The organism is uncultured Deefgea sp., from assembly GCF_947072475.1.
In the GTDB taxonomy this organism is placed as follows: Bacteria; Pseudomonadota; Gammaproteobacteria; order Burkholderiales; family Chitinibacteraceae; genus Deefgea.
On sequence record NZ_CAMTIA010000033.1, the window covers coordinates 18,229 to 31,306 of the forward strand.

Genomic DNA, 13,078 nt, shown 5'->3' on the forward strand with positions numbered 1-13,078 from the left:
GATCTCGCGCAGCTCAGCGAGATTTGAAATTTGGTCGATGTATTGCCAGCCACGCATTGATAATAAATGGCTGCATTCAAATACATCGACATTGTAGGGCGGGTTAGCCGAAGGCGTAACCCGCCAATTTGATTCTGAAACCACACGAATCGCGATCTGACATCTTTATTTGCTTGCTTACATAAAAGCAAGGACAATCCATACATTATTCTGTAAGTTGATGCCAATGCGCCTCCTATGTTTTCTCTTTGTTTTTCTATCCACGGTCTGTTTTGCCAACGATGCAATGCGCAGCCCCGAACAGCAGAAAATTGAATTCTTAGAGCAAAGAGTTCAAGAATTACATGCTGAGAATCAGAAACTCAACACCAAACTCGACGGCATCGACGACATAATCAAAAAGTCGGTTGACGAAAAAACTTCCGCCTACGACAAGCTCAACAGTCAATCAGTAGCTAGCTTCAACAGCCTCGTTTCCCTATTGCAAGCGGTGCTGATTATTGCTTCATTTCTGATTGCAGTAATGACATGGGTGGGATGGAACAATCTAACAACATGGATACAAAATCACGTCAAAAATGAAGCAGAAAAACAAATCAAAGACCGTGTTACTGATAATTTCCTAAAGCAGAAAATAGACGAACGAGTCAGCGATGACTTTTTGGCAAGTAAAATTGATGCTAAATCGCAAGCTGCAATGGAAAAACTCGATACCGATGTCGCAGCAAAGGCAGAACAACTCTTTGTTCGCTATGAAACCGACTTGAAAATACGGTTAGCGGAGGCCACAAAAGACGCAGAAGAAATTGCAGTGCTTAGACGGCAGAATATTCAACAGCCACTCAGTACTCAACAACAGGCCAGCGCTGAGCGCTTGGAAGCTAAAGCAGAACAGGTCCCAGAAGCCGAACGAACAGAGGACGATTGGTTTCTACTTGGCCTTCAAGCTACATATAAAAGTGACCATCAAACTGCACTGGAGTGTTTTGAAAAAGTTCAAACCGCTGGTGGACTAGGTAATGCTGCGTTGGCAGCAGAGAAAACCGGACAAAATGACAAAGCGGAACTGCTATATCAACATGCAATTGAACTTGACCCAATGTTTGCCCATACGCTAGCTGGTTATGCAGGCTTTTTAGTAGATTTTCGAGAGGACTACACAGAAGCAGAAACCCTATATCTTCGCGCACTTACGTCAAACCCTCTACACTCGAATACCAGAGGAAATTATGCGCAGCTATTATTTATATCAGGGCGCAATGAAGAAGCAAAAGAACAATTAAAACAAATAGAATCAAATAAAAATTACGGGGTGGATCTTGACCTAGAGATCAACTTTTACCGCTATGCACACCTGCCCGAGGAACGTGACATAGCACTAACCAAGTTAAAAGCTATTTTAAATTCAGACGCTCGTTCGCAGGGCTGGGATTTTTCTAAAAATATTATACGTGCCGAGCAAGATGCACATCCTGAACTGAAGTTTATGGAACGCTTGGCGGATGTAATAAATGGGAAAGAATCAATTGAGATTTTGAATCAATTTATGCCATGGACAACAGCAATTACCAACTAAGCTATACAAACAAGCATGCTGTACTTTTGATTTTTGGAGGCGCAGCATAGTTGTAAGTTGGAAAAGTCAAAGGGGTCAGATTCGATTGATTCCACGGAAAACTAGAAATCAATCGAATCTGACCCCTTTGATTTTCTGACCCCTTTGATTTTCATCGTAGTCGTTTTTTGCTGTGCAAATCCCGATGGGATTTTCACGGCTTTGTTCAGATTTGATGTTGATAGGCTATATCACAAGTGCTTGAGCTGATCGACTTCAACGCCTTCCCCCTCGACGGGGGAAGGTTGGGATGGGGGTGTTGAGCTTAAAATATACGCCGTAGTATCACCCTCACCCTAGCCCTCTCCCATCAAGGGAGAGGGAATGCCGCGAAGCTTTAATCATGATCAACACGTAATTTGAACATGCCATTTTCACACCCTACTCGCCCCACTTATTGATATGTATTGCCACACAGCCATTAAAAAAATAAGCTTTTCATGTTAATACCCACCAAAAACCATGATCAGTAAACCATCTCTGCAAGCAAAAAACTGGCACTTGTAGGCGCAGGCTTACCTACAAAAGTGTCGTCAATTGGGGAGATTCAGCTGATATTGGCATTGCTTTCGCGGGCAAGCCCGCTCCTACGAGATTGTGCTGAGTTGGGTCGCTAATCAAAGCATCACTATGCAGTCATTAACAAATAAGCCTTGCATGGCAATACCCAAGCAAACAAAAAGCCACCGCATGCGGTGGCTTTTTGGTACTGACTAAAAAATATTTTTTAAACGTCGAGATTGCGCGCTACGAGGGCGTTTTGTTCGATGAATTGACGGCGGGGTTCGACTTGGTCGCCCATTAATGTGGTGAATACTTCATCCGCAGTAATGGCGTCGTCGATGTTCACGCGCAGCAAGCGGCGAACGGTGACGTCCATGGTGGTTTCCCATAATTGTTCTGGATTCATTTCACCCAGACCTTTATAGCGCTGAATGCTCATATTGCGGCGCACTTCGGCGAGTAACCAATCGAGGGCTTCTTTAAAGCTTTTCACTGGCTGCTCGGCGGTGCCACGGCGAATCACGGCATCGGCGTGGATAAGGCCGATTAAGGCGTCGGCCGTGCGGGCAATTTGGGCGTAACCACCCGACAACAAGAAGTCGCTGTCGATGTATTGCATCGTTACCACGCCATGCAAGCGGCGCTCGATGCGAATTTGCCAGCCAGCGTCCACCGATTCAGCGGCAAACTGAAATACCGGATGATTCACTGCGGCGCTTAGGCGAGCGATGCTGTCGTTGGCGCTGGCTTCATCGTCCAAAACAAGGGCTTTAATTTTGAGCAAGGCGTTCAAAATCATTGGATCAAGGAAACGGCTTTCGCGCTCAATCACGGACTCGGTCAAGATAAATTGCTTGGATAGCGTTTCGAGTGCTTCACCGCTAATGACAACATCATCAGCGCCAGTGGATAACTGCGCGCCATTCATTGCGGCGCGGAGCAAGTGCTGTTTGAGCTCTTGTTCGTCTTTAAGGTAAGTTTCGTTTTTACCTTGTTTGACTTTAAATAGCGGCGGTTGCGCGATGTAGATATAGCCACGCTCAACCAGTTCTGGCAGCTGACGATAGAAGAAGGTCAACAGCAAGGTACGGATGTGCGAGCCATCCACGTCCGCATCGGTCATGATAATGATGCGGTGATAGCGCAGTTTTTCGATATTAAAATCGTCTTTACCAATGCCACAACCGAGCGCCATGATCAATGTGCCAATCTCTTGGCTGGCGAGCATACGATCAAAACGAGCGCGTTCAACGTTGAGGATTTTACCTTTGAGTGGCAAAATCGCTTGGAATTTACGATCGCGGCCTTGCTTGGCTGAGCCACCCGCAGAATCTCCCTCAACGAGGTAGATTTCTGACATTGCAGGGTCTTTTTCTTGGCAATCGGCCAATTTACCCGGCAGGCCTAAGCCATCGAGCACGCCTTTACGACGGGTGATTTCACGCGCTTTACGCGCCGCTTCACGCGCTCGCGCTGCGTCGACAATTTTGCCGCAAATGATTTTGGCGTCGAGTGGGTTTTCCATCAAAAAGTCGGCTAGCGCGCCGCTTAAGACTTCACTGACCACCGGGCCGATTTCGCTCGAAACCAATTTATCTTTGGTTTGGCTAGAGAATTTTGGATCTGGCATTTTAACGGATAGCACGCAGGTCAAGCCTTCGCGCATATCGTCACCGCCGGTTTCTACCTTGGCTTTTTTGGCAAAGTCATGGCTGTCGATGTATTGATTCAGTGTACGCGTCATGACTTGGCGCAGTGCCGTCATATGGCTACCGCCATCACGCTGCGGAATATTATTGGTAAAGCATTGCACTGATTCTTGGTAAGAATCATTCCATTGCATCGCCACTTCCACACTCATGCCGTCTTTTTCGCCCAGCGCGTAAAAGATATGTGGATGCAAAACTGATTTAGTGCGGTTGACGTATTCAACAAAACCACTGACACCACCGGTGTAATTAAAGGTTTCTTCTTTGCCGCTACGACGATCCAATAGCTGAATGTTGACGCCATTGTTCAAAAACGACAGTTCGCGAATTCGCTTGGCTAGAATTTCAAAGTGAAACTCAACCACGCCAAAGGTTTCTACCGAAGCCATGAAATGCACTTCAGTACCACGGCGCTCGGTATCACCGACTTCTTTTAACGGCGCTACGGCTTCACCATGACGAAACTCCATCGTATGTTTTTTACCATCACGACGAATTGTTAGGCGCAACCAATCAGACAGCGCATTAACAACCGATACCCCTACCCCATGCAAACCGCCCGAAACTTTGTAGCTGTTTTGGTCAAACTTACCGCCCGCGTGCAATTCAGTCATGACGATTTCAGCGGCTGAGCGCTTAAATTCGTCGTCTTCTTTAATTTGCGTTGGAATGCCGCGACCATTGTCTTCAACACTCACCGAGCTATCGGCGTGAATGATGACGCGAATGGTGTCGCAATGCCCGGCCAATGCTTCATCGATGGCATTGTCGAGTACTTCAAACACCATGTGATGTAAACCAGTACCGTCTTGGGTATCACCGATATACATGCCGGGGCGTTTACGAACAGCTTCGAGACCTTTCAGAATGCGAATGCTATCTGCACCATAGTCAGCTGACTGGGCGCTCTCTGGGGCTTGCGGGAGGTTTTTTTCTTCGTTCATGGCTTTTTTGGAGTATGGGGATTAGGAAGTGGGGATTAGGGAGTGAGGCGCAGAAAACTGGGGCGAGAGCCCCATTCCCTACTCCCTACTCACCGCAGCCTAGATACGCATTGGCATCACAATGTATTTGAAGTGCTCGTTATCTGGAATCGTCACCAGCACACTCGAATTGACGTCGCCAAAATAGCAATGCAAGTTTTCAACCGACAGATTGGTCAATACGTCGAGCAAATACTGAATGTTAAAGCCAATATCCAGCGTATCTCCGCTGTATCCGACTTCGACTTCTTCTTGCGCCTCTTCTTGCTCGTTGTTATTACACAAAATCTTTAAGGTACTGTCGGTGAGTACCAGACGAACACCACGGAATTTTTCATTCGACAAAATGGCCGCACGTTGCATCGACGACAATAAAGCCTGACGATCAACGGTTAAAAGTTTGTCGTTATTTTGTGGAATCACGCGGTTGTAATCGGGGAATTTTCCGTCAACCACTTTGCTATGAATCACAATTTTGCCAAAGCTGAACTTCACTTGATTGCTGGCGATATCAATGGTGACTTCGTCATCCACATCCGACAGCAATTTAAATAATTCCAAAATCGTTTTGCGCGGCAAGATGACTTCGTTTTTTTCAAACGAGGTGCTCAATTCAGTAGAAACAAAGCCTAAACGATGGCCGTCCGTTGCCACCAGTTTGAGTAAATTACCGTCAGTAACCATAAACAGGCCATTGAGGTAATAACGAATATCTTGATGCGCCATCGCAAATTGCACGCGGCCGAGCAAGGCTTTTAACTGGCCTTGTGGCAAGCGAATGGTTGCGCGCAGATTGGTATCAACGGCTAATTCAGGAAAATCAGCCGCTGGCAAAGTTTGCAGCGCAAAGCGGCTTTTGCCCGCTTTAATGGTTAGGCGGCCTTCGGCCTCTTCGAGCGTAACCACCGTTTTATCGGGAATCGCTCGCAAAATGTCCGACATTTTTTTTGCCGCAACGGTAATCGCAAAATCGCTACCAGAAAAGCCTTCGGTTTGTTGGCTACTGATTTGGATTTCAAGATCGGTACCGGTAAAAGACAAGGCGTCGCCGTCTTTTTTAATCAGTACATTCGACAAAATAGGCAAGGTGTGTCGACGTTCGACAATACCCGTTACAGTGGCCAGTGGTTTTAGGAGCGAATCGCGTTCAGCCTGCAGCAGTTGCATTTACTCTCACCCAAGTTGTTTATTTAGTTTATCGGTAGCATCCGCGATTCTACCTCAAATCGAGGCCAAAATCAGGAATGCGAAAGCTTTGCAGCATTGGCGATGCCGCTTCAAGGTATAAATACACTTAAAGCAAAATAGCGTATGGCATATAACGAGGGTATATGGCTGTTGGCAATTTTGCTAAAGCCTCACACTCACATACCCCATTCAATATATATTCGCTATAAATCTGCCGCCCGGATCAAGAACGCAACATTTGCAGCAGCACGCTGTACTGATGCGCCATTTCGCTGTCGTTTTTACGGAATTCTTCAATCGTGCGGCAAGCATGCAAGACAGTGGTATGGTCGCGACCGCCAAATGCATCACCAATCGCTGGCAAGCTCATCTGGGTTAATTCTTTAGTCAGCGTCATCGCCATTTGTCGTGGCCGCGCAATATCTCGCGTGCGCTTTTTGCTGTGCATATCGGCGACTTTGATTTTGTAAAAATCAGCGACCGTTTTCTGGATATTTTCCACCGAAACTTGGCGGTTGCCCGAGGCTAAAATATCGCGCAGCGCTTCTTTGGCCGATTCAACGGTGATCGGTTGATTAGTAAAGCGCACATATGCCAGCACGCGCTTGAGTGCACCTTCGAGCTCGCGCACGTTGGAGCGGATGTTTTTCGCCATAAAAAAGGCGACATTGGCATCGAGCTTGAAATGCTCGGCTTCGGCTTTTTTCAGCAAAATCGCCACGCGCATTTCAGTTTCTGGCGGCTCGATCGGCACGATCAAACCCCAAGAAAAACGCGAAGTTAAACGCTCTTGCAAACCATCAATTTCACGCGGGATTTTGTCCGAAGTGAGGATGATTTGTTTGCCACTTTCAAGTAGCGCATTAAATAGATAGAAGAACTCTTCTTGCGTGCGGTCTTTGCCGACGAAAAACTGAATATCATCGACCAACAGCAAATCGAGCGAATGGTAGTAGCGCTTAAATTCATCAAACGATTTATGTTGATACGCCTTCACCACGTCTTGCACGTATTTTTCGGCATGAATATAGCGAATTTTGGCCTGTGGATTGTGCTGATGCACAAAATTACCAATCGCTTGAATCAAATGGGTTTTCCCCAAGCCCACACCGCCATATACAAACAGCGGGTTGTAGCTCACGCCGGGATTTTCAGCCACTTGCATTGCGGCGGCGCGCGCCACCTGATTGGCTTTACCCGTTACCAAGGTATCAAAGCTATGCGATGGATTCAGGCGAGTGGTTTCATGGCTCGCGCCACCAGCATCAAAGCGTTTGCCTGATTTAATCGGCGCGGCGCTTGATGGCGCAGTCGCATCAGTACTGGCATTGACTGAACGCGCAGCAACGCGCGGTGCAGGGGCGCTCATCTGGCCGACTTTGAGCTCAATCGGCGGCGGAACGCCGGCACATAATTTGGCGGCGGCCATTTCGATCATACCCAGATAGCGATCGCGGATAAATTGCAGAAAAATCTGATTGGGCACTGCAATCACTAAAGTGTCGTCAATCATCTGCGCCGACAAAGGCTTAATCCAGATATTAAATTGACTAGCACCTAAATTTTGCTGCAGTTCATTCAGGCAATGCGGCCAGAGTGTTTCTATTTGCATAGGAATAAATTACCACGGCTTAGGGTCAGCGGGCACCAGATCAAGGCCAAACTCGGCGATGTTATTTTATTTATTGGCATGGAATTTGAGGCGCACCGCGCAAAGCCTTGAATGAGATAAACCAAGTTTCACACGGCCTATATTGGCCACTGAGAGTTACCGAGAAGTGGGGCATTGTACTCGCAAGTGCAATACTTATCCACAAGCACGGTAGGCAATCGATCCACGGTTAATTACGACTCTCACTTGACAAGCTACTAGCAGTACTGATTAAATCGCGTGTTTACTGCCCATTTAGCACTTAGGATTTAGTCATGAAACGTACTTTCCAACCTTCTGTAATCAAACGTAAACGCACTCACGGTTTCCGTGCTCGCATGGCAACTGTTGGTGGCGTTCGCGTTTTAAACGCTCGCCGTGCCAAAGGCCGCAAAGTTTTATCGGCTTAAGCTGTTGCGAGCTAACGCCCCTGCTTCCGATTCACTCGGCATGCAGAGCGAAAATCGCTACCGCTTTGCGCGTGATGCACGCTTACTAAAAACGGATGATTTTTCATCCGTTTTTAGTTTGCGTGCTTCAGTGAGCAATGATTACTTCCAAGTTTTAGGTAAACCCAATCTAAGCCAGCAGGCTCGCTTAGGGTTGGTGGTCGGCAAAAAAACCGATAAACGTGCCGTAGGTCGTAATTATATTAAGCGCACTGTCCGCGAGCTGTTTCGTCAAAATACTGAATTGCTACTCGGTCTGGATGTGGTCGTTAGATCGCGAAAACCGTTTGCACGTCAGGACGGGGCCGCTGCGCGTGCCGCGTTATTGAGTTTATTTAAACGAATCAAGCAATGTCGCGCCTTATCATCACGCTGCTGAAACTTTATCAGTTGATGATCAGTCCACTGCTAGGTCCTCGTTGCCGCTTCACGCCGACTTGTTCACAATACGGTATTGAAGCGGTGAGCCGATACGGGCCAATAAAAGGCAGTTGGCTCACGACAAAACGTCTGTGTCGATGCCACCCCTGGGGCGGCTGTGGGCATGATCCTGTTCCGTAAATAACCCACCGAGTTGGGAGCTCTTCCGTTCAAATGGATACTAAGAGACTAATCCTCTTTATTGCGCTGTCTTTCAGCATTCTGTTTTTCTGGCAAAAATACATGGAGCAGCGTTATCCGCAGCCCACAGTAACGGCCAGTGCCACAGCCAGTGCCGCTTCGGCTAGCGCAACAACGACCAGCAACACCACCACCAACACTACGCCAGAAAGCAATGTCGCCAAAGGACAGCGGATTACCGTCGTTACCGACTTATTCCGCGCTGAAATCGACGCCAACGGTGGCGATTTACGCCATGTTGAGCTGCTTAAAGTCGGTGCCACCGATGATCCAAGCAAACCTTTTGTCTTATTACAAGATGAAGGCGAGCATGTTTACATCGCGCAAACCGGTTTACTTGGCGAAGGCATGCCAACGCACAAAAGCGTTTTCACTGCGGCACAAAGCAACTACACCTTGGCTGAAGGCCAAAATGAAGTTGTTGTTCGCTTAGAAACGCCCGGCCCGAACGGCGTCAAAATCGCCAAAATCTACACCTTCCAGCGCGACAAATACTTAGTCGATGTGAAGTACCAAATCGTTAACGCGGGCACCACGCCGCTAACGACCAGTGCTTACTATCGCTTGGTGCGTGACGGCAAAGTAGAAAACCCGGGCATGTTTGGTACGCATACCTTCACCGGTCCTGCGGTCTACACCGAAGAAGCTAAATTCCAAAAAGTGGATTTCGATAAGATCAGCAAAGGTGAAGCGAAATACGTCCCTTGGGCCAAAGACGGCTGGATTGCGATGATTCAGCACTACTTTGTTTCGGCGTGGATTTTCTCGCCAGAAGCCGGTGGTGATGCTTGCGCGCCAAATGCCTGCCAAATTGAAATGAAAGCCCTGCCGGATAATTTATTCTCCGTTGGTGCCATCATTCAATTGCCAAGCATTGCAGCTGGCCAAACGTTTGAAAAATCGGTGCCGATCTTTATTGGTCCACAAGAAAGCAAACGTTTAGACACCGTGGCACAAGGCTTTGATCTGGTTAAAGATTACGGGATGTTCACCATCTTCTCGAAACCTTTATTCGCCGTCTTGCAGTTTATCCACGGTCTTGTTGGCAACTGGGGCTGGTCGATTATCATCGTGACCCTCTTGCTTAAAGCCGCGTTCTATCCATTAGCTAGCGCCAGCTATCGCTCAATGGCGAAAATGCGCCTGTTAGCACCACGGATGGAAGAGCTGAAAAAACGTCACGGCGAAGACCGCGTGAAATTCCAGCAATCTGTGATGGAAATGTACAAAACGGAAAAAGTGAATCCGCTCGGGGGTTGTTTACCGATGCTGGTGCAAATTCCGGTGTTCATTGGCTTTTACTGGATGTTGTTGGCCGCAGTTGAATTGCGCCAAGCACCGTGGGAATTCTGGATCCATGACTTATCGGTGAAAGATCCACTCTACATCTTGCCACTGATTATGGCGGTATCGATGTACGTGCAAACGACCTTGTCGCCACCACCGCCGGATCCGATGCAAGCGAAGATGATGAAGTTTATGCCATTGATTTTCTCGGTGTTCTTCTTCTTCTTCCCAGCTGGTTTGGTGCTGTACTGGGTTGTGAACAATATCTTGTCGATCATTCAGCAATATGTGATTACCAAGCAAATTGAACGACAAGCTAAAGCAGCGAAGAGTTAAAATAGATCCGAACATCATCAACGCCATCGCCTCATGCGGTGGCGTTTTTTTATTTACTAGGTATATAAATGAGCAATATATTAGAAAGTAGTTGTAACTCGATACCCCTCGACATAACTCATTTCTTTGATAGCTACTGCTTAAGCTATAACCAACTTAACGCTTCTAGTATCGCGGCTCATTTTTCCAAACCATCTGGCATAGCGCAGCAAGGACAATATTCTCATTTCGCGGAAAATGCTGCCTTACTGAATAATATGCAAGCGTTATGTGAGCACTATCGTAAAGATAATTTCATTAATGCGTGCTACCAAATCAGTGCATTTCTTCCACAAGGGCCGTTTCATTGCATCGCCAATATAACTTGGACAATTACCCGAACTACACCTCATCTGCCAACACAATTCCAGACCACGTATAATCTCATTAAGCAGCAAAATGACTGGCGCATTCAACTATGCACCGCTTACCAAGAAACCTTTTAAACACACACCACGAGCCCATCATGCTTTATACCCCCGATACCATTGCCGCCATTGCTACCGCACCGGGTCGAGGGGGCGTTGGGGTGATTCGTATTTCTGGCAAAGACATCCAAAGCATCATCTCCGGCCTCATTGCACGCCCGCTCAAACCGCGCTTTGCCCACTTTGCCCATTTCCAAGCCGTTGATGGCAGCACCATCGACGAAGGCATTGCCCTGTTCTTTCCTAATCCAGCCTCCTTCACCGGTGAAGACGTATTAGAGCTCCAAGGCCATGGCGGCCCAGTGGTGATGAATATGCTGCTCAAACGCTGTATTGAACTGGGCGCACGCCACGCCGAGCCGGGTGAATTTACCAAGCGCGCTTTTTTGAATGGCAAACTCGATTTAGCGCAGGCCGAAGCCGTCGCCGATATTATCGACGCACAATCAGAGGCCGCGGCCAAATCCGCCATCAAATCACTCGATGGCGCCTTCTCGCGTGAAGTGCATACGCTAGTCGACGCGCTGATTAATCTACGCATGCTGGTTGAAGCCACGCTGGATTTTCCCGAAGAAGACATCGACTTTCTGGAAGCTGCCGATGCGCGCGGTAAATTACACACCATTAGCGCCCAACTCGCGCGCGTCATGGACACCGCCACGCAAGGCAAATTACTGCGTGAGGGCATGCATGTAGTACTGATTGGCCAACCCAACGTCGGCAAATCCAGCCTGATGAACGCGCTGGCTGGCGAAGACGTGGCCATTGTTACCGACATTGCCGGCACCACCCGCGACACTGTCCGTGAGCTAATTCAACTCGACGGTATTCCGCTACACATTATCGACACTGCGGGCTTGCGCGACACCGATGATACCGTAGAAAAAATCGGTATCGAGCGCACCTGGGCTGCAGTAGAAAAAGCCGATCTAGCACTCTTGCTGCTCGATAGCCGCGAAGGCATCACCGAGCACGACCAACAAATTTTAGCCAAACTACCCGATTCATTAGCCGTATTGCGCGTGTTTAACAAAATCGATCTTACTGGCGATCAAGCCGGCGAAATCGCTGACGATGAAATCCATGTTTCTGCCAAGCAGGGTATTGGTCTGCAAGAGTTAAAACATAAGCTGTTGAAGAAGATAGGTTGGCAGGGTATGAACGACGGGGTGTTTATCGCTCGCGAGCGCCACCTCGCCGCGATTCGCGTAGCTAGAGAGCACCTCAACACTGCGGATGCCTGCTATTTGCAAATTGAAATCTTGGCCGAAGAACTGCGCTTGGCCCAACTTAGCCTCAACGAAATCACCGGCGAATTCACCTCTGACGACCTACTCGGCGTGATTTTTAGCCGCTTTTGTATCGGCAAATAACCATGCCTCGCCATGCGCCATTGTATTGCTTAAGCTTACTTTGCTACCTGAGCCCGAGCATGGCCAAAGAGCTGATTTTGCACGCCAAAGTCGTTGAGCAATGCCAAACTGCGTGGCAAAGCGCCAGCGAGCAAATGCCGCCCAAGATCAAACTCAGCTGCCGCTCAGTGCAAGCAATGGCAACCCGAATCCATCAGGACAAAACCGCGTCATGGCCAAATACAACTTACGATTTTTAGTGGCACTCGGCATGGCGCTCACGCTAAGCGCGCCCAGCTTCGCCTCATCGGGCGGTAGTATGCGAGTTCGCATTTTTGTTGAATCTGCGTGTAAATTCATCAATAGCAATGCCATCAATATGGATTTTGGCGATTTAGCCAACGGCAATAAAAGCATCAATGCCAACACACAAATTAATTGCGTGAGTGGCACGCCATTTAAATTGCAATTGAACGATGGTTTATACGCAGCAGGCGCGCAGCGACGAATGAAACATGCGACCCAAGCCGCATGGCTGCCGTATGGACTCAGCGTCAACCCGAGTGCAGGCACAGGTAATGGCCAAAATATCAATATCACCCTCACTGCCACAGTACAAGAAAGCGACTATCAAAACCAAATCATCGGTCGCTACAATGACGTTGTTATACTTACAATAAATCCGTAACAACAAAAGATAATTGAAATAAATCCACCTTAATTAATTGAATTTAATTTCAAGCAACTTTCAAATTAAATTTAGCTTAAGAAAATAAATACACCTCAATCGCCAAAAACAAAATAAGTCATTGTAAACAAGGGTATTTTTACAAAGTCTTATGATGGCAATCCTATTAAAATAGGCGGATTCAACTAGTAAGTGCAACGGCGATGCAGGTCACTAAATGGGTGAAAT

11 protein-coding genes are annotated in these 13,078 nt (G+C 47.7%); 8 read left to right on the plus strand and 3 right to left on the minus strand.

Annotated features, from left to right (window positions below):
• Positions 1–286: 286 nt before the first annotated feature.
• A complete protein-coding gene (locus tag Q0V82_RS11080) occupies positions 287–1,576 on the plus strand; it encodes a hypothetical protein (RefSeq protein WP_297575720.1) in 1,290 nt (429 codons plus the stop codon).
• 766 nt (positions 1,577–2,342) lie between these two features.
• Here Q0V82_RS11080 and gyrB read toward each other — a convergent pair.
• The 3 genes from gyrB to dnaA all read right to left on the minus strand — a co-directional run bounded on the left by gyrB (position 2,343) and on the right by dnaA (position 7,611).
• The gene (gene gyrB / locus Q0V82_RS11085) at positions 2,343–4,772 is read right to left on the minus strand and encodes a DNA topoisomerase (ATP-hydrolyzing) subunit B (protein ID WP_297575721.1); all 2,430 of its coding nucleotides are present in this window, start codon (positions 4,770–4,772) and stop codon (positions 2,343–2,345) included.
• A gap of 99 nt (positions 4,773–4,871) precedes the next feature.
• Complete coding sequence (dnaN, locus tag Q0V82_RS11090; protein WP_288843512.1) at positions 4,872–5,978, minus strand: DNA polymerase III subunit beta; 1,107 nt, start codon at positions 5,976–5,978, stop codon at positions 4,872–4,874.
• Positions 5,979–6,222: 244 nt separating this feature from the next.
• Positions 6,223–7,611: a chromosomal replication initiator protein DnaA gene (gene dnaA / locus Q0V82_RS11095; RefSeq protein WP_297575723.1), complete on the minus strand. Its 1,389-nt coding sequence runs from the start codon at positions 7,609–7,611 to the stop codon at positions 6,223–6,225.
• 314 nt (positions 7,612–7,925) lie between these two features.
• Between dnaA and rpmH the strand changes: the two genes are divergently transcribed.
• The 7 genes from rpmH (at position 7,926) to Q0V82_RS11130 (ending at position 12,850) form a co-directional block, all read left to right on the plus strand.
• On the plus strand, positions 7,926–8,060 hold the full coding sequence (gene rpmH, locus Q0V82_RS11100; RefSeq protein ID WP_173533027.1) for a 50S ribosomal protein L34: 135 nt from the start codon (positions 7,926–7,928) through the stop codon (positions 8,058–8,060).
• Between the two features lie 40 nt (positions 8,061–8,100).
• A complete protein-coding gene (gene rnpA, locus Q0V82_RS11105; RefSeq protein ID WP_288843507.1) occupies positions 8,101–8,478 on the plus strand; it encodes a ribonuclease P protein component in 378 nt (125 codons plus the stop codon).
• On the plus strand, positions 8,451–8,660 hold the full coding sequence (gene yidD / locus Q0V82_RS11110; protein ID WP_182076222.1) for a membrane protein insertion efficiency factor YidD: 210 nt from the start codon (positions 8,451–8,453) through the stop codon (positions 8,658–8,660). Before rnpA ends, yidD begins: the two co-directional genes overlap by 28 nt.
• A gap of 33 nt (positions 8,661–8,693) precedes the next feature.
• Positions 8,694–10,343: a membrane protein insertase YidC gene (gene yidC / locus Q0V82_RS11115; RefSeq protein WP_297575726.1), complete on the plus strand. Its 1,650-nt coding sequence runs from the start codon at positions 8,694–8,696 to the stop codon at positions 10,341–10,343.
• 68 nt (positions 10,344–10,411) lie between these two features.
• Entirely contained in the window at positions 10,412–10,828 is a 417-nt protein-coding gene (locus Q0V82_RS11120; protein WP_297575728.1) for a hypothetical protein, read from the plus strand.
• A gap of 20 nt (positions 10,829–10,848) precedes the next feature.
• Positions 10,849–12,183 carry a tRNA uridine-5-carboxymethylaminomethyl(34) synthesis GTPase MnmE gene (gene mnmE / locus Q0V82_RS11125; RefSeq protein ID WP_297575729.1) on the plus strand — a complete coding sequence of 445 codons (1,335 nt, stop codon included), beginning with the start codon at positions 10,849–10,851 and terminating at the stop codon, positions 12,181–12,183.
• A gap of 112 nt (positions 12,184–12,295) precedes the next feature.
• A complete protein-coding gene (locus Q0V82_RS11130; RefSeq protein ID WP_297575731.1) occupies positions 12,296–12,850 on the plus strand; it encodes a spore coat protein U domain-containing protein in 555 nt (184 codons plus the stop codon).
• The last annotated feature ends 228 nt before the right edge of the window (positions 12,851–13,078 follow it).